Genomic DNA, 20414 nt, shown 5'->3' on the forward strand with positions numbered 1-20414 from the left:
ACGGTAAAAGTGTATGAAGAGCCTTAGCGAGAAGATTAGCACGCTTGAAGATGTGTTAACGGGGATGGTCAGTCAGAATCGTTCCTGTTTCCTTTTTGTAAGAAATAGGGTAAACTTCACTGCGAAGTGATAAATGGGGAAGTGGAAACCATGGCAGAGAAACAACAACCGAAGAAACACCGGTGGCGGTGGTTCTGGTCGGTAATCTTTCTATTATTAATCGTGGTCTCGTTGGGCCTGATTTTTAACGAGCAGATCAAGAATTGGCTGATTTCATCCTATCAACCGCAGATCACGCGCAAGTCGGTCAAGAAGAGTGAGAAGCAGAATGCCTCGTATGACTTTAGTAAGGTCAAGTCGCTGGACTTCTCGACGGTCGCTAAGGCCCGTTGGAACACAGCGGACATTCACGTGGTCGGGGAGATCCTGATGCCGGACTCTAAGGTGCATTTGCCAATTGCCAAGGGCGTCAGCAATGAGGTCTTGGCGTTGACGGCGGGGACCATGCGACCAGACCAGAAGATGGGTCAAGGCAACTATCCATTGGCGGGCCATCACATGTCGTCACAGACGTTGCTGTTCAGCCCGCTCTACTGGAAGACACGGGTTGGGCAGAGTATCTACCTGACCAACGCCAAGACGGTCTACGTGTACAAGGTCAGTGTGCGGAAATTCATTCCGGCGACCGACGTGCAGGTGGTGGCACAGACTAAGAAGAAATTGGTCACCCTGATTACGTGTGACGCAACTGGTGCCAATCGATTAATGATTCGTGGGACGTACGTGAAGCAGATGGCGTATAAAAATGCGCCAACTTCGGTCCAAAAAGGGTTCCACGGGAGTTTTAATAACAAATATTGAAGAAAATCCTTCGAAAAATGACGTTTTTTGCCCAAAAAGCAAAAAATGTTGTTTTTTTTTAATTTTTTTGGCTTGTGAAATTTTTTAAGGCCTTTTTAAGCCTATAGGTACGGGAAACGTAGGGCTTGCAAGGGGTTTCAAAAGTTGTTTTACTCTACTAACGACTATGGCTGGTGAGCAAATACCCTATGAACGACTATAAAAAATTGCTTATCAGACGATACTTAATTAGTTGGGCACCTAAAGTTACTAACTGTATCGCAACTTTCAAGGACCAACAAACGTTGATATAATAACGTTTAAATTGTAATGACATTTATACTATAAAACGATACTTATAGGATAAAATGATTCTATGGGGCTCGTTTTTCCCCACACATGATTAATTGTGGACAGAACTCAAAATGCGTGGTACTATAACAATGTAATCAGATGAGAGGTCATCAGATGATTCAAACAAGCACCATGCAAATGGTACGTTGCAAATTGGAAAGGCTATAAGGATCAAGGATGTGAGGATGGGACAGCGATGCGATTTAGAAAAATAGGATTGCTGATACTGAGCCTGCTAATCGTCAGTTGGGGATTTCCAATGGCCGTTCGGGCTAGATAGTTAAGAAGCGTCACGATGAATGACAGGTCATAACCTGGCGTTCATCGTGGCGCTTTTTTTACGAAAATAGGTGCCAGTTGGTTTTTACAATAAACTATTTCAAATAAAGATAAACAGCTATGATTATTTCACAATATATCGTATAATTGCATTGATGATATAACTCTTTAGCAGATTAGTATACGAGAGACAAAACCGTGCTCCAATAAACTGGTTACTACTCTCAATACATGTAACGGTGATGAAAGACGCTAATTTATGGATAGCGCTAGAAAAAAGTTGTTGGCCTGAATCTTTGTATTGTCACTCAATTTGACATCAATCGTGGCAGTGTTTGACTAGAAAGGATTGGATTTAAATGAAGATGAAGCACGTGTTGACCGGTGCCGTTACGATTGCTGCTGCTAGTCTTTTGGGTGGGTCACCAATTACGGGACGCGCTGACGATGACTATAACCATGCAGTAGCAACGATGCCACATGGCTTGCCGGTAGCCGGCTATTTTAACATACCAACATTTGCGAACAGTCCGGTGCCGAACTCGGCGAAAACGGCGGACAGTCCGACCGACGAGACGCAGGCGGTCCAGATCACGAATGATGCGAACCAGGTTGGGTCAATCTGGGCGGCGCGGGATAAATACTATTTTGATTTCACGCGTGATCAGCAGGCCGCCATGTGGATGTACTTTGGGAATAAGGGGACAACGTTAGCTGGCGACGGCATGGCGTTTGTCATTCAAAATGATTCGCGCGGTGAGCAGGCCATTGCCACGCAGGGGTCTTCAAGCACGCCAGCCGTTGGGCAGACCTTGGGTGTGTGGGGCTATGCCTCCCTGGCAGCTAATGAGAATGGCCAAAACGTTGCTAAGCGCGCCATTCAGAATAGTTGGGCGCTGGAATTCGATACGTTTGCAAATAAGCAGCGGCCGACCTCGCCTAATGATATTCCGGGGAGTTTTGACTTTCAGCTCACCGGGCCGCATTTGACGGCTAATTATCCCGCTCAACCGGGAACTTATACGACGATGAGCTTTGATACGAAATACTCCTATACGCAAATGAATCATGGGATTGATTCCGTGCTGTATGGCGGTCCGTTGATTAAAACGCCGCTCTCGGATGGGCAATGGCACCATGTGACCATCGATTATAAAGCACCAACAAACGGAACCACCAAGGGAACGATGACGTATACCATCAACGATAAGCAACCGGCGAGTGGGGCGGTTCAGCCCAAGCTGTCAACGACGACAACGTTTGATTACAGTCTGCTCAAAGATCCCGACACGAGCGGTACGCACCAAGCCAACACGGGGCGGTGGGGCTTTACGGGATCGACCGGAGCCACCTGGGAGAACAATCTGGTCGTCTTTGAACAAATGCCCGGGTTGGTCAAAGCAACGGGGACCGCTAAGATCTACAACCGCAGTGACAAAGATTCAGCCGGGAACCCCACGGAAGTCACGACTGGCAAACGCGTGACGGGTGGCGACCGATTACAACTAGACTATCAGCTGGGTTATGACTCGGGGCGTGTTGACTGGGACAATATTTCCGCTGCAGTTCGCTTGCCCGATAATGTAAGCGTTGATTCCGGGACGGTTACCTATGCTAACGGCAAGACTGAAAGTGTTGATTTGACGGGGCTGAGTGGCCAAAATCTATCCTTCAAACTGGGACAGACACTGAATGCGGATAACCGGAACGCAACGGTTTCCCTGTATGGTAAGGCGGCTAATCCAGCTAACGATACGTCTGTGGTCAGTCAAACGAGCAAGTTTTCTGGGCCCAATGCAATTGTCACGGCCGATACGCCAGCGTTTACGCTCGCACATTCAAATGTCGATTTTAAGCTGAAGGTCACTAGTGACTCGACCGTCTCGGTGGCGTCGACTACGGCAACACCAACAATTACTGGGAATGCCACGTTGACCGGATCAACGAAAGCCAGTACAGGATTCACGCTGCATCCCAATTTGAATGGGAAAGACCTCAAAACTATTCCGATCACCGTCACTAAGGACACGGCGGGGGGCTACACCGGGGACTTTTCCTATCAATTGCCAAAAGACGCCGGCCTAGTTAAGGGCGACAACACATTGACGTTAACGGCGACCGATGATGTCGGCGGGTACACGTCAACGGTTGGCACGGTCACACTGAATGTGGGTAAGCTAGACTGGGGTGTCGTTAATGGGGCAAGTAGTTTTGAAGATGTCACGTTGACTGGGACCAGCCAGACCGTTACCAGAAGAGGCGATTGGCGCGTGGAAGTCGACAATCAAGTGGGGACTAACTGGAAAATGATGGCGGCACTGACGACACCATTTACTGAGGTCAACACTGGTGGTAAGCTTGCCGGAAATCTCTTATACAAGCAGGCTGCTACGGCGGACCCCGTCACGATGTCGCCCGAATCCGTCATTGTGGCCGATCAATCAGCACACCCTGCCAGCGGGACAACGGATGTCTCTCAGGATTGGAAGACGGACACGGGGATGTTATTAGAAGTGGGTGGTGGTGCGACAGCCGGCGCTTATCAAGGACAGATTACGTGGACGCTAGTTAATGCGGAATAGAGTGGATGGTGCGGTGAGAGTGAGCCGCACCATTTTTGCATTGACGGCTAAATTTGACTTATGTCAATCCTTGACTAGTTTTCATGATAAACTGTTATAAATATACGGTAAACACCTATGATTATTCTACGTTCGGTTGTATACTTAGGCCGATGGTCCGGGACTGGTCTGTACCAAATTGACTTGGATCAAAGATGTGGTGATGAGGTGCCGATAGGGATAGGCATAACAATCATTCGTACGCGTCTAATCCGGCTATATAGGAGAAAAAGTTGAGGGGCTAAATGACTAGGCCGATGGGAGCAACGGGTAGGCCAATAGTATTTTGGTAGAAGGGAATTGGATTTCGATGAAGATGAAGCACGTTTTGACTGGAATAGTGGTGGCCGTGGCTGCCGGTGTACTGGGCGGATCGGTTGTGGGGCATGCGGATGCGGACTATGATCATGCGGTACAGACTATGCCGCGGGGGTTGCCAATTGAAGGAAATTTTCACATTCCGTATTTTATGAACAGTGTTATTCCTAATTCAGCTGAGACGGTAACTAGCCCAAGCGATAGTAGCAGGCAAGCTGTTCAAATTACTAACGATAGCAATCAAGTTGGCTCGGTGTGGGCCGACCGGAACAAATATTATTTTGACTTCACTAAGAATCAGCGCGCTGCAATGTGGATGTACTTTGGTAATATGGGAGATTACTGGAAAGCGGGTGACGGGATGGCGTTCGTCGTTCAAAACGACTATCGTGGGGAACAAGCCATCGCCACAACTAATTTTTCGACCGCACCAGCTGTGGGGCAGACGTTAGGTGTCTGGGGATATGCATCTAGCTTACCTAATGAAAATGAGACTAATGTAGCTAGAAGGGCGATTCAAAATAGCTGGGCTCTCGAGTTCGATACTTTTACTAACATGAAAAGTCCAGAGTCAGCTAATGCTATTCCAGGAAGCTTTGATTTTCAGGTTGGCTCGCAGAACGGGGTTGACAAGCCTCAGCCACATATTGCATCAAATTATCCAGGTGTATCAGGCAAAAGAGCTACCTATGAGACAATGAATTTTGAAAAGGATTCCTATACGATGATGACACACAACGGTCTTATCAAAACACCGCTATCCGATGGGTCCTGGCACCATGTCACTATCGACTACAAAGCACCGACTGATGGAACCACTGTAGGAAGTATGACCTATACCATTAATGACAAGCGGCTTCCGGGCAGTGGAGTACAGGAAAAACAATCGTCAACCGTTGACTTTAACTACAGTTTGCTCAAGGATCCAGATACAACGGGTACGCATATACCCAATACGGGACTCTGGGGGTTCACTGGAACGACCGGCAATATTAACTGGGAAAATAACCTCGTCGTCTTCGAACAGATGCCGGGCTTAGTCGATGCCAATGGTTCTGCCAAAATCTATAACCGTAGCCACCTCGACGCTTCCGGCAAGCCAACCGAAATATCCGCTGGTCAGAATGTAACCGGTGGGGACCGGCTACGCCTCGATTACCAGTTGCAGTACAATACCGGTCGCGTCGACTGGGATAACATTGCCGCAGAAATTCATTTACCAGACCACGTGATGGTCAACGCCGGAACGATTACCTACGCCAACGGCAAGACTGAGACGGTCGATCTGAGCAATCTCAGTGGTCAAGACCTATCCTTTAAGCTAGGTCAGTTGCTAAACGCCGAGAACCGCACAGCCACGATTTCACTAGATGGGAAAGCTGACAATCCAGCTAGCGATACGCCCGTCACCAGCCAGACCAGCAAGTTCTCCGGGCCCAACGCCATTGTCACAGCTGACACACCGGCATTTAATCTGGTTCATTCAAACGTCGACTTTAACTGAAGGTGACCAGTGCGCCCAGCGTTTCCCTAGCCTCAACGACCGCGACTCCCACAATAACCGGGAACGCAACGCTGAGTGGTACCGGTAAGGAAAGCAACAATTTTACGCTTCATCCAGTTTTGAATGGCCAGGCACTCAAGACTATGTCGTTTCCGGCCAGCAAGAACGATGACGGTGCTTACACCGGAAACTTTACTTACAAGTTACCAAATGATTCGGGATTGAAAAAGGGCGCCAATACCCTAACGCTGACCGCAACCGATGATGTCACCGGTGATGAGTCAACATCGGGCGAAGTCATTTTGAACGTGGGTGAGCTGGACTGGGGGGTAGTGAACGACAATAGTAGCTTCAAGGACACCACGCTCACTGGGATTGGCCAGCTGACGGTGCCGCGGAATGACGATTGGCACGTGGAGGTCAACAACCAGTCGGGAGCTGACTGGAAAATGATGGCCGCCTTGACCACCCCATTCGCTAACCAATCTGGAAAACTGGCTGGATATCTTGTTTACCAGCCAGCTGCGGGGGCGCCAGAGCTGATGTCTGAGCAAACGGTTACGGTGGCCGATCAGACGACCAATCCCGGTAATGGGAATACCGACATCTGTACCGCGAATTGGCGACCGGACACGGGGATGCTTCTCAAAGTTAATGGGGGCGCCACAGCTGGAAATTATCAGGGTCAAATTACGTGGACGCTGGTTAATGCGGCATAATCAAAGAGTGATTGAACTGGCACGGTGATTTTTGACCGTGCCTTTTTGAGTTAACCAAGCGACCTTACGAATATGCCTGATGGACTAAACTACGTAAAAGGATAAACTTATCGACAACAGCTGGTTTAGCGTTAAAAACAGTAAGATTAAAGTTAAATTTAGACAGTCGAATTGATTGCTCACTAATTAGTAAGTTAAACCAATTATCCAACCGTTATGTCTCTAAAGTATTTATGAGATCAATCGTGTTATTTGGATATGAACTTCTTTGATTATTTGTCCCTATACCGTATAATGGGGTTAGACAGATAGCCTATATACCAGGCCTGACATCTGATTACATGTAAACAACCTACCAACTTAAAATGCTAATATAAAACGAAGATGGCAACGGCATATTTCTCATATAGTGCTTTTAAATCAGCCTAATTATATTGTGAATTAAGACTCAATGTAGACTGTTAAAACAATTAAAGGTAGCCAATTTCAGCTAATTAATTTGCTCAATAAAATAGTAACTATATTTTCTATTATTAGGGCGGCTACGTGAGACAAGGGTAAAGGGGGAGAATCGCCCATGAAACGTGGAAGATTAATCTTGACATTGATCGGTGCGCTGGCTATTTTTGGCATGGGCCACCCGGTCGTCAGTCACGCAGCAGATACGACACCACCAACACCAGAGCAAGACCTAGCGAACGCATTGGCGTCAATGCCACAGGGACTACCAATCAACGGCTACTTTATGACGCCAACTTTTACGAGTTCTACGACCAACAATTCAGCCACTGTTACGCCAGCTAGTGCGAATGGGACGCAGGCGGTTCAGCTGACGAGTAATACCAATCAGCTGGGAACGATTTGGGCTAAAAAGGATCAGTTCTATTTCGACTTGACGAAGAAACAAAAGGCCTCAATGTGGATGTACTTTGGGAATGGGCCGCTTGGTCACATGGGGGATGGCATGGCCTTCGTGATTCAAAACGCCGGCTATCAAGCGACCGCTGTCGATAAAAATGGGGTGCCCCAAGGACAGGAAACTCTAGGTGTTTGGGGATTACCGGACAGTTTTGGGTTAAGTGAGGCCGCAGATGTGATTAAGCCAGTGGGTGCCCAGGCCATTCAGAAGAGTTGGGCACTGGAATTTGATACCTTCCCTAATGGGGCTTCCTATACCAGTGCCAGCGATGCCAAGGGATTCTCGACATTTGATGCTGGAACCAAGGTGGCGGGCGGGGGTAATGATACGGCCGTCAATCAGCATCAACATATTGCGGCCGCCTATCCAGCCAATCAGAGCCTCGGCGGAACTTACTATGCACGGCCAGCATCGGACAATTCGAGCGTTTATTACGTTAAAATGAATCATCAAGGAATCATCGTTGGTGCTGGTAATTGGTTAACGAATGGGTCTTGGCACCATTTGACCGTTCAATACACGCCACCAGCAGATAGCTCGACGACCAAAGGGAACGTGACGTACACGATCAACGACAAGGACCCTTCGACCGGGACGGAGCTGCAGAATGCACAATCTAACAACTACGAGTTGGATACGACCAAGGTCGATGACGGCTCCGGCCACGCTTACTGGGGATTCACCGGATCTACCGGGCAATATGGTGAGAATAACTTGGTCGTCTTTGAACAGATTCCAGGCTTAGTTGACGCGGATGCCTCAGTTAGTCTTGCCAATGAGACGGCTAATATGGAAGGCCCGATTGACGTGAACACGCCCGTCATGGGTGGTAATCGGCTACGGCTGGACTACAACCTGACGTATAACGCCGGCCGCAGCGACTGGACGCCTAAGGCACAGATCAACCTGCCAAGTGGATTTGTACCCAACAGTGCGGTGGTAACCTTTGCCGATGGGACAACACAGACCGTTGACTTGGGAGTCGCTCAAACCGGGCAACAGCTGAACTTTACCCTCGCACATGCCCTGAATACGACGGATTCAACGGCGGATATTACCATCCGTGGTCGGCAAGCCAACCCTACTAGTAATTCGGCGGTCATCAACACGACTACCAGTAAATTCGTGGACAATCAGGGGATCGCTACGGCAGACACCACGCCGTATACCGTCTTTCAGGCGACCACGACTTTCCGTATCGGTTGGGCAAGCGGCGAAAATTATGATTCCGTCACCACGGCCAAGGACAAGGACGTCACGGTCAACGGGAAGTTTATGCTGTCCGGATCACCGATCACGGCCAACGGGTTTACCCTACAAGGTAGTGTGAACGGGACACCGATTAAGGACCAAGTCATTCCGTCCAGTGATGTTTCAGGGAACACGACAAGTGGCTTTAACGGAACCTTCTCGTATACGGTACCTGCATCGAGTCTCAACGCGGGGATGAACACGCTGATGCTGTACGTTACCAGTTTTGACGGCTATACCACGGACAGTTTAGTCTCAGACATCGACGTGAGTGGGCCGCTACAGTTTGGCAACGTCGACGACAGCGTGTCTTATACGGCTGATCTGACCGGCTCACACATGCTGGTGCCCCGCGATGGGCCGTGGACGATCGACGTGAATGACCAGCGTGGGACCGGATCAAGCTGGGCATTAATGGCGAAAATGGCTCAGCCGTTGCAGGCCACTAATGTACCGGCAACGACGATGAACTTAGTTTACAAGTCTTCATCTGACGCGACACCAGTCATTCTGGGGAGTGATGCGGCACGGATAGCCGCCCGGACCACGACCAGTAACGACGATACCTTCAATGCGACCCAGCAGTGGGACAATGACACGGGGCTCTTGCTCGATGTGAGTGGGGGTGCCACTGCCGGAACGTATACGGGGCAGATCGAGTGGAGCTTGGAGAACGCCCCAAGCTAAGGGCGAGCGAAAAATCAAAAAAGCTGCGGGACCTGCCGTTTGGGGCGGTGCCGCAACTTTTTTTGATTGGGGGCGGTTACGCTTAAGAAAAACTAATTGATAACGTGGTGACAACTTAACTGATATGGGGTGAAAACGGCTCGACTAACTATAGTTACAGCTTTCAAAAAGTGGTTAAAGAGATTTGAAAATGGAATTCATTATTTCAAATTATTAATCGGTTGATTACTAAGCTGACTTTACATACAAAGCCCGCCGTAACAACAGTACATTCAAATAGTCTAGTAGAAACAAATTATAATAAAATCAATTATAATGCTTTCATTTTTTAGTTTCGATGCTATACTATATTTAGTGATGATGTTTAACTTTTAGTGAAGGATATGGTTAACCACAATCAAGTAAATAGGGTTAGGGGATTGGCGATGCTAAATGGTCGTTGTGGGATTATCCCTGATAGGTTAGCCACCAAAATAATTAGAGTCAAAAAAGTTGAGTGAGAATATAAAAGCGCACGAGTAGACTAGGGCGTGCGTCACGTGGTTTTGCCCGATGAGGGTCGGGTGAAGGGAGCCGGTTTCAATGAAATTTCGAAATAAATTGTTAGCGATTACAGGAATTGTCGCTGCCAGTATGGGTTGGGGCCTCTGGCAAGGAACATTGGTTGGAAAGGCTTTTGATGCTAGTCCTCAAGGCGTTTTAAACTCAGCACCACAAGGCCTTAAAGTCGATGGAAACGATTATTTTAAACGGTCAGCCACTATCGGCAACAGCTCAGACAGTCAAATTACAAATGCAGCGCAGGTTATGACCGGGGCGAATGGCGACGGTGTCGTGCTTTCCCAGTATGGTAGTAGTAGTCAGTATCAGAATACTGGTGGGGCAATTTGGTCTAATGGTAAGTCTTTTAATATGTATGAAGATCAACGGGCTTCAATGTGGATCTTTATGGGGACAGATGATTGGATTAATCATAAGGCAGGAGACGGGATGGCCTTTGTCTTGCAAAATAGCAGTAATTCGGCCTTCTCTAGTACTGGGGAGTCGCTAGGAGTGTGGGGAGTAGATCCTAATACAAAGGATAGTACGTCACAGACCGTTGCAAATTCTGCGATTCCTAATAGCTGGGCAATCGAGTTTGATACACACGAGAACCAAAAGATACCTGATGCAGGTCAAAAGATTGGTACAGTGTCTCCAGATGCATTCGATATTGGAAAATATGATCCTGAAAAAACAGGCGGCGCACAATATTCCGGCCTCGGATATGATTCCAATACAGATACTGATGATGTCCCAGAAACTATTCCAGCTCAGGGGAATCATATTGCTGCGAATTACCCAGGAGACAGCGGCGCTTATTTACCCTATCAGCAGAACGGTCAATATATATCAAAATATGTGCTTGGTATCCCAGTTTATGTTAATGGATTATACAATTATTATGGTTTAGCACATCGGGGCTTGATTCGTAACTCAGATAGTAGTTCTACCGTCCCACTGATTGCGGATAACACCTGGCATCATATTACGGTAAATTACAAGGCACCAACGGGCGACAGCAATACGGGGACCATGACGTACTCCTTTGGCGATCAAGATTTGAAGACTGGGGCACCGATAACAGGAACTAACCAGTATGCCAAAGAAAGTATTGATTTGTCTAAACTAAACGTCACTAAGACTAATCCAGGTGTTTACTGGGGCTTTACGGGGACAACTGGGACCAACACTGAAACTAGTATGGTCGTGTTCGAACAAGTTCCCGGTCAAGCCAATGTCAATGCGTCAGCTAAACTAGATGATGAAACGACCAGTAGTCCGATTTCCTCTGGAGATACAATTAAGGGTAATGACGCGGTTAAGGCGACCTATACCTTGAACTATGAAAGTGGGGATAAGCCTTGGTCTAATATCAAGAGCTCCCTGAATTTACCTGCTAATATTAACTGGTCAAAAGCGCAGATTACGTATCCGAATTCTAATATAGCTTCTAGCGCACTTTCAACGGCCAATATTAGTAATAATAAATTAGATGTTAAGGTAGAGGACCTGAGCAGTTCTGCTAATCAAGCAGTAATCACGTTGGAAGGAAATGCCATAAATAAAAACGCCGATTCAACAGCGACCGTAACCTCATTTGTTGGGGACAATGCCATTGCGAATACGCAACTCGGTAAGTTTAGCATTAAGGCTTTACCATTTAGCGTGAACTTTAACCCCAAGACGGTGACTGCAAATGCTAATACATCGGCGACCTTAACCGGGAGTGTTTCATCGACTAATGCCAAGGTTACGGGGAGTAATACCACATTATCAGCTGGTATCATCGGTGCCGATGGGAATAGTTCAACGGATATTCCCGCCTCAGACATCAACTTATCTCAAAAGGTTAATTCAAATGGAGGTTACGACTTTACCATTAAACTGGAAAGTGTCCCGGCTGGAGCTTCCACGGTTCAAGTCAATGCGTCGTCCACAGCGGCTATCGGTAGTTTTGCCACTGACACGGCGACTGTAACCGGTGGAACCGTCGACTTCGGCGATACCAGCGGGAACATGGTGTTTGAGACAACGACCCTGACTGGGAGCGGGACGCAGACGGTTGCCCGGGATGAATCCAATGGCCCTTGGCAGCTAAATGTCGATAGCTCGCTAACGGCTGGACCAAGGATACTGGAATTCTACTGAACGTCAACGGTGGGGCGGTCCACGGCTACTATAGTGGAACGATTGACTGGACGCTAGCGATTGCACCGTAAAGGAATAGTAAACTTAGACCGAGTGCCAGGTTTGATTTAAAATTGAATTTGCCACATAGAATAGTGGTGACACCGATGAAAGCTGACGGTGTCACCACTATTTTTAGGCTCTAAAAAATACAGAGATGTTTTCTTTAATCCGGACGATATTGCTGTATTAGTTATGGATTCATAAGAATATATAGTTACAGTGGTGAAGGTGTGGCTAAAATGAATTGTTCCGGTTTGGGAGAAAGACAACTGAGTAATCAGCCGATTATCGGACAACAATCGGTTGCAATCGTTGATTTGACAGCAACTGCTATTATAATGGAGTTAATAGTTAACCATAATTTTAATTATTTTAGCGTTTTAACTTTTTGGTTTCGATGGTATACTATATTTAGTGGTGATGTTTAACTTTTAGTGCCCAATATGGTTAATGGCAGTCAAACAGTTAATTGGTTTGTCGTAGCATAGAAATCAGGGCGCTACGGCGTTTTTGCCAATGAGTCATCCGATTAGTTAATTAATATAACAAATATTGAGAGAAATAAATAAAGCGTACGGGAAGACTAGGGCGTACGCAACTTGGTTTTGTCTGCAACGGAGTGGGCGAAGGGAGTTTTTTCAATGAAATTAAGAAATAGGATTTTAGAGATGACGGGGGTCGCACTAGCCAGTCTGGGCTGGGGCATCTGGCACGGTGCGGCCATGGGGAAAGCAGCGGTTGATGTGAATCCCCAGAGTGTTTTGGATGGTGGACCAACAGGGCTAAGTGTTAAGGCAACGACCTACTTTAATATGCCTAGCACGTTTGGAACGGGGCAAACGAACTCGGCGAAGTACGTCTCTGGAAGTAATGGGGACGGTGTGGCCTTAACTCAGGATGGTAAGATCAATCAGGGTGGTGCTATTTGGACCGATAAGCCGGTTTTCAATGCGTACAAAGATCAACGGGCCTCAATGTGGGTTTACCTGGGAACTAATGGAACGCTCCCTGGGGACGGTGTGGCCTTTGTTTTACAGAACAGTAGCAACAAAGCTTTTTCTGGTGGTGGTGAGTCGCTGGGCGTTTGGGGGGTCGACCCGCGGAAGTCTGGTAGTACCACCAGTGATTTAGCGGACTCTGCAATTCCTAATAGCTGGGCATTGGAGTTTGACACCGGAGTTGATCAGACACTTCCAGCTACTAATTGGATTGTCAATCAGACAGATCCAAACTCTTTTGACATTGGAGACCATGAAAATAACGCGTTCAATGGGACCGGGTATAATCCCACCACAGATAACGATGATGTTGGTGAGACGATTAAGGGAGAACATATTGCGTCAGGTTACCCTGGACTTTCAAGTTCTTACTATGCCTATCAGCAAACAGGCCGATTCTATACTGGGACTTCAGGTATCTTTATTCAGACTCCTAACTACACGTACGGTAAGTATAATTACTTCGGCCTCGCTCACCATGGGCTGATTCGGGATCAGTTTGGGGATCGCTTTATGTCCACAGCACATTGGTATCATTTAACGCTGAACTATGAGGCGCCTACAGATGGTGGCTCGACAGCGACCATCACGTACTCCTTTGATGATAAGGATCCAGCCACCGGTGCGCCAAAGAAAATAACTAACAGCACCTATGCTAAGGAAAAAATCGATTTGAGTAATTTAAAGGTGACACCAAGTTCACCTAAGCTCTACTGGGGACTCACGGGTACCACAGGGGCTACGAATACTGAGTTGAGTATGTTTAAATTCGAACAGGTTCCGGGTCAACCAATGGTCAGCTCCTCTGCGGATATGACGGATGTGACGAAAGGATCAACGATTCCAGCGAGCCCCAAGGCAACTATTAGTGGTAATGACAAGATCAAGTTGAACTACACCCTGAAGTACTTAGATGGTGATCAAAATTGGTCAGATATTGAGGCAGAACTGAACCTACCTAGTTATGTCGATTGGACCGGTGGCAGGGTGTCCTATGCAAATGGCGAAACGGCAAGCTTGGATATGACAAAACAGTCAGATCAGAAACTAAATGTGCCTATAAAGGATTTGGGTGCAGACAGTAGCCAGACTGTTATCACGCTTGAGGGAACTGCACAGAATGTCAGCAAGACGGCAGCAGCTGCAGTGGCGGAATTTAAGGGAGCTAACGCGATTACAAGCGCAGCAACGCCAACTTTTGATATTAAACCGTCACCATTTAGCATTAACGTCAATCCAGCGCAGATTTCTGCCAACGCTGGGAGTACAACGACGACCGTTACCGGGACAGTTTCTTCGACTGACAGTACCGTTAATGGTGATAATACAACGCTGACGGCCGTTCTAGCGGATTCAAAGGGAAATGTTGCCACGTTGCCAGCGAGCGCCATCAGCTTAGACAAAAAGTTGAATGGGAACGGGGGCTACGACTTCTCGATTACAATTCCTGAGGTGCCAGCGGGAACGTCTCTGTTACAGGTATCCGGGACCACTACGGCTTCCAGTGATTACAAGGCTAGCGGTACGGCGACCATCACGGGGGGAACCATTGATTTCGGCTCGACCAGTGGGAATATTGTCTTTAAGCCGACGACCTTAACTGGGAGCGGCACGCAGACAATTGAGCGTGATGATTCGAATGGTCCATGGAGCCTCTACGTGGACAGTTCACTGATGAAGGGGAGCACTTGGAAGGTGACTGCCAAGACGGATGGCATGTATAGCGATGATGTCCCAGCGAGCCAGTTAGACGGTTCATTGATCTTCAAGAAGGGGACATCGACGACCGTACTGAATAATAGTGAGTCTACACTGATTGCCAGCGATGATAAGACAGATGGTACTGAACAGACGACTAACATTGCCAGCGACTGGACCAATGATACGGGAATCCTGCTAAACGTCAATGGTGGCGCGGTCAATGGTTCTTATTCAGGAGATATTGATTGGACACTGGAGAGTGCACCTTAAAAAAAATGAGGAGCTTGGGACAGAAGGCGGTTAGTCAATGAACATTAACGTCGATAGACGAATAATCCCGGTTTTGGATTGTTTGTCTATCGGGGTTAAGCAGAGTTGACTGCCTTTTGTCGCACGTTTCGACTATATATGTTTGGAGCACAAAACGAGTCTGGGACTTTTGTCCCAGACTCGTTTTTTTATGGCCTTAATCTGTAGAAGCAGTAAGGGTTCGGTATAACGAGACTTGTTTTAAAGGTTAAAGCGGTTGACGTTATAGGGCTAAACAGAATATAATTAAACTTGTTTACCGCTATATCCTTTCAGGGGAGTTATCAATTAACTTTTATTGGAATAGTTCCTGATATAAAAGGGACCATAGCAGCTTAATCACTTGATAACTAGTAAACAATTAAAAATCAAATTAAGGACACTATCTAGTAAATGGATAACTAATTTATCGGGTTACAGATGGGTGCGAGTTGGATGACGCTTGATCAAGTCGGGGAGGTGTTGCAGATGGGATGGAAAAAACTGTTTTTAGCCGCCGCTGTGGCAATCGCTGGTATTGGCATCGGCCAGCAGGTAGCGTATGGGCAAACTTGGAGTGCAATGCAAGCGGTAAAAAATGCACCACAGGGGTTGTTGATGGGCGATTATTTTGATACGGATTTTGGGCTCGGAAATTCGGCACAGGTGTTAGATCCTTCGAAAACCACAGCACCTAATACGCAGGTGGTGCAATTGACTAGTAATGGTGGTCAGATTGGCTGGGTTTGGACGAATGACGCAACTAAGATCAATTTAAAACAGAATGCGACTGCGGCCATGTGGATGTACTTTGACGGACAGTCGAGTAGTTCTGGTGACGGGATGGCTTTCGTAGTACAGAACGATTCGCGCGGGACGGCTGCGCATGCAACGGGATTGGCCGGAGCAAATGTTGGGGGCGAAACCCTAGGGACTTGGGGGACCGACCAAAACTACACGTCACCCTCTGCCGATAGCATTGTCAATACGGCTGTTCAGAATAGTTGGGCTATTGAATTTGATACCTATGTTAACAAAAAAATCGATAAGGGAACGGTGGCGTCGTCTGCTGGTGCGAACGCCTTTGACGCCGATATGAATAACTATCCCCATATCGCGTCGAACTATCCGGCACAGGCTAGCACCTACCAGATGCGGAATGCGGGAACGACTAGCGATCCGGCTTATTACGCGGTGTTGGACCATAAGGGGGCAATAACATCGAATGATTATAAACTGATGACGGATGGCAATTGGCATCATTTAACGGTTAAGTGGAATGCGACTAAACAGACTATGACTTATGACTACAACGACAAGGATCCTAAGACTGGCGCACCTTTGACTGGAAAAACACAGACAGTTTCAGTCGATCCGAATATCATTGACCCGCAGCACACTGGTTTTGCGCGGTGGGGATTCACCGGGTCAACGGGGACGGCTGTTGAAACCAACGCGGTCGACTTTGAGCAGATTCCGGGGATCGTGTCTAGTACCGCGAAGGCCACGCTGACCGATGAGACGCAGGGCCAAGACGTGACTAGCGGGTCCACCATCTATTCCGGTGACCATGTGAAGCTGAATTATGAGTTGAACTATGAAAGCGGCTCGCAGAATTGGAAAGATATTTCGGCACGCATTAAGTTGCCAACTAATTTGACGTTTGGGGCCGATGAAGCCAATAATATTGGGAGGATTACCTACGCTAACGGGGATACCCAAGCGATTCCGGCAGGTGATCTGAGTGGTCAGAGCCTGACGACCTTACTCGAGGATGAGTTGTCGGCCGAGAATGATTCGGCTAAAATCACTTTGAATGGGACGGTCGACCATAGCGGGAGCGCCGGCACGGTTGCGGCGGCGAGCACCGTTAGCAATTTTGTCGGAAGCAACGCCATTGCGACGTCTAACTTGGATGGCTTCAACGTGACCTCAGTGAACTCCAGCATGACGCTGGCACTCACGGGGGCAAGTAACGCGGACAAGGATGCAGCAACGCCCGCTGAGGCGACGGTTACGGCTAAAGCGACAATTTTAGGCGGCACCGCGACCGATGCGACGATTCATCCGGTCGTGAACGGTAAGACGGCCGCTGACGTTAAGATTACGGCTAGCCAGGCCACTAACGGCTTTACGTACACGGTGCCAGTTGAAAACCTGCAGCCAGGAGTCAATAAGGTGGTGTTGTACCTGACCGATTCGTTGCACGACGTTTCGAATTCGGTGACGGCCAATATTAACTATGTGGCCGGGTCGCTGGACTTCGGGGATGTTTCAACGGATGTCACGTACGCCGGGAACTTGACGGGTGGTCAGCAGCAGTTGGCCCCGGCTAAGCCATGGTCGGTGAACGTCGCGGACACTCGCGGGAAGGATAGTTCCTGGAAATTAACGGCCTCGGCAACGCCGCTGGTCGATGGAACCCACACTTTGGCAGGTTCGTTAGTTTATCAAACAAACACTGCGACAGCGGCGCAACTACTGGGGTCGACAAGCGTGCTGATTGCTGACCATACCAACTCGGATGGGTCGCTGACACCATTTAATGTGGCTAGTGACTGGACCGGTAAAACCGGAATCTTCCTCAATGTAAATGGGGGAGCGACCGCTGGTGATTACGAAGGAACTGTTAACTGGACGTTGGTTAACGGTGAATAGAGAACTTAGCAAGAAGCGACTGCGGTTGAAGACTGTGGTCGCTCCTTTTGTACGTCGTAAAATAGCTTATACTGCTAAACGATGGTTTATGAATATGCTTATATTTAGCTTATAAATATTGTTATATCAATAATTTTCCGTACTATTTTTGGTTTATGTGCTATACTAATCAAAAATAGTACGGGGTGTTACTATTATACGTGATTTAATATAATGCAAATTATAAAAGCGTTATCAGTAATAGTTAACGGTCACACCCCCACCAGGAGAGGAGTAAGAGGATGCTTAAATATTTGGTTTGTGGGCTAATCGGCCTGGAGATGGGGATTGCTATGGGAGGGCCAGTGAAACCGGCGATGGCGACTGACAAGCCAGATGACCTCACAACAGCGTTGGAGAAGACACCACAGGGGATCTTAGTAAAAGATTACTTTGATGTGGGAACGTCAGATTTGAGCAGGTCAAAAATTGTGCCATCAAACAATAAATTGTCACCAAATACAGGAGTTGCTCAAATTACGAATGGTACCTATCAAGTGGGAGCGGTGTGGTCTAAACCTAATCGCAAATTTAATCTTAACCATGATCAGACGTTGTCTATGTGGCTGTACTTTGGTGACGGACATGAAAATGCTGCTGATGGGATGGCCTTTGTTTTGCAGAATGATTCGCGGGGGAAAGATGCACTGACGAAGTTTCCTAGTGACCAAAAAAATAAGATTCAAGGAGAAACGCTGGGAGTTTGGGGTGTTGATGATGATAAAACAATAAGCAATTCAGAAACACTTAAAAGTCATGTTGCACAGACTGCAATTCAGAATAGTTGGGCGTTAGAGTTTGACACCCATTTAAATATGAATAATGCGTTTGACCAAATTGGAGAAGCTAATTCGTTTGATTTGAATACAAATAACACACCACTAGCAGGCCCACATATTGCTTCAAATTATCCGGGGAAAGAAGAGACCTATTCCCCTCACACGGCTTTTTCTGAAAGCTTGTTTGGTTGGATTAAGAACTATGTCTACTATACGTCCATCAATCATCAAGGGATTCTTCCAAATGTGAATGGGGCAGTCAACGGCGACAATCAGCCTAACTACAATTTTTTAGCAAATGGTCAATGGCATCATGTGACGTTGTCCTATGAGACAGCTTCTAAGGATGCACTTACTGGGAAGATGACATACAGCTTTGACGACCGACAGCTTAATACGAACGCTGAGAGTCGTAGTGGGATGAGCGCAACGGTCGAACTGGTTAAAAAGAATATTGATCCAGATCATACTGGCTCGGCACTGTGGGGATTTACAGGGGCCACCGGTGCTTGGGGTGAGAATAATTTAGTCGTTTTTGATCAGATTCCAGACTTAGTCGATAGTGATGTGAAGGCGACACTATCGACTAATGGTAAGCCGGTGGCAGATGGTGGTGTTGTTCCCCATGGTGCTCCCATCCAATTGGATTACAAGCTGCGCTATTTGAATGGGAGCACACCTTGGCAAAATATTGTGGCAAAGATTAATTTACCCGAGAAGGTTACGTTTCGGTCGGCAACGATTACTAATGCTGATGGGGGGCAAGATGAGTTACCAATGGGGAATACTGATTTTAGTACCAGACAGGTCGCTTATCAGTTAGCCCATACATTATCTGAGAAAAACCCATGGGTTACACTGTCGTTTAAAGGAGAGACCCAGACACAAGGTGGTCATGTCCCAGCGGCCGTCAGTGCCTTTAATGGAACAGAAGCCGCCACTCAGGCAACTACGCCAGAATTTACGGTTGACCAGCCAGAGATATCGCTGAAGCTACAGACGGATACGACGGTTCCTTTGGATAATACGAAACCCCTTGTATTGACTGGCCGTGTCGATTTGGGTAAGTTACAATACCGTAATTCGGAGCTACGCATGACTAGTAAGCTCAATGGTATCGTACAAGCTGAGCAGCCAATGAGTGATAGTGAGCAGCCGGGAACGTTTAGATATGTGTTGCCGGCGAATATACTTCACACTGGAGATAACGATCTAGTGCTGACACTCGTGACTGCCGATGGCTTGATATCTCAGCCGCTGAAAATCAGCTTAGAGCCATTGGAAAGTGATACGAGTGTCGGTCAAGGACGGGTCCAATTTACCAATACGACTGGTCAGTTGGACTTTATTGAGCAATTGACCGGTCGAGCGCAGGATGTTTTTGCCCAACCAGGGTTTTCACTGGCCGTATCAGACACACGGCGCAATGGCAGTTGGACATTACAGGCCCAGACAGAGCCGTTAGTTGAGACGCAATCTAAGCAGAAACTGGCCGGTGAACTTATTTATAAAACAGGTGGGGGAGCTATCCCCTTGACCAATGTTGCCCGACCAATTCTGCAGCATACGAACGCAGGGACAGATTCGGTGACAAATGTGACAGATGACTGGCAGAATTCAGCGGAGAAGCAACGCGGATTATTTCTACATTTATCTGGTGGAGCCGTTGCCGGAAACTATCAAGGTGAGATCCTCTGGTCGTTATTGGATGCAATCTGACAGCTGG

At 47.5% G+C, this 20414-nt stretch carries 9 protein-coding genes; all 9 read left to right on the forward strand.

Annotation, left to right across the window (positions count from 1 at the left end; translation table 11 throughout):
* Positions 1-150: 150 nt before the first annotated feature.
* Entirely contained in the window at positions 151-861 is a 711-nt protein-coding gene (locus FC99_RS10345) for a class A sortase (RefSeq protein WP_048732589.1), read from the forward strand.
* Between the two features lie 971 nt (positions 862-1832).
* Positions 1833-4055 (forward strand): L-type lectin family protein, encoded by a 2223-nt coding sequence (locus FC99_RS10350; RefSeq protein ID WP_048732587.1) that lies wholly within the window; start codon positions 1833-1835, stop codon positions 4053-4055.
* Between the two features lie 349 nt (positions 4056-4404).
* Positions 4405-5916: an L-type lectin family protein gene (locus FC99_RS10355; protein ID WP_048732585.1), complete on the forward strand. Its 1512-nt coding sequence runs from the start codon at positions 4405-4407 to the stop codon at positions 5914-5916.
* Between the two features lie 2 nt (positions 5917-5918).
* Positions 5919-6635 carry a hypothetical protein gene (locus FC99_RS10360; RefSeq protein WP_156166885.1) on the forward strand — a complete coding sequence of 239 codons (717 nt, stop codon included), beginning with the start codon at positions 5919-5921 and terminating at the stop codon, positions 6633-6635.
* A 577-nt stretch (positions 6636-7212) separates the two neighbouring features.
* The gene (locus FC99_RS10365; RefSeq protein ID WP_048732582.1) at positions 7213-9492 is read left to right on the forward strand and encodes an L-type lectin family protein; all 2280 of its coding nucleotides are present in this window, start codon (positions 7213-7215) and stop codon (positions 9490-9492) included.
* A gap of 582 nt (positions 9493-10074) precedes the next feature.
* Positions 10075-12183, forward strand: coding sequence for an L-type lectin family protein (locus tag FC99_RS10370; protein WP_048732580.1), 2109 nt, complete (start codon positions 10075-10077; stop codon positions 12181-12183).
* A 683-nt stretch (positions 12184-12866) separates the two neighbouring features.
* A complete protein-coding gene (locus FC99_RS10375) occupies positions 12867-15194 on the forward strand; it encodes an L-type lectin family protein (RefSeq protein ID WP_156166884.1) in 2328 nt (775 codons plus the stop codon).
* A gap of 507 nt (positions 15195-15701) precedes the next feature.
* On the forward strand, positions 15702-17870 hold the full coding sequence (locus tag FC99_RS10380) for a lectin-like domain-containing protein (protein ID WP_048732576.1): 2169 nt from the start codon (positions 15702-15704) through the stop codon (positions 17868-17870).
* Between the two features lie 392 nt (positions 17871-18262).
* Positions 18263-20407, forward strand: a complete 2145-nt coding sequence (locus tag FC99_RS10385) for an L-type lectin family protein (protein WP_162258582.1) — start codon at positions 18263-18265, stop codon at positions 20405-20407.
* The last annotated feature ends 7 nt before the right edge of the window (positions 20408-20414 follow it).

The organism is Levilactobacillus koreensis JCM 16448 (assembly GCF_001435525.1).
GTDB classification, from domain to species: domain Bacteria; phylum Bacillota; class Bacilli; order Lactobacillales; family Lactobacillaceae; genus Levilactobacillus; species Levilactobacillus koreensis.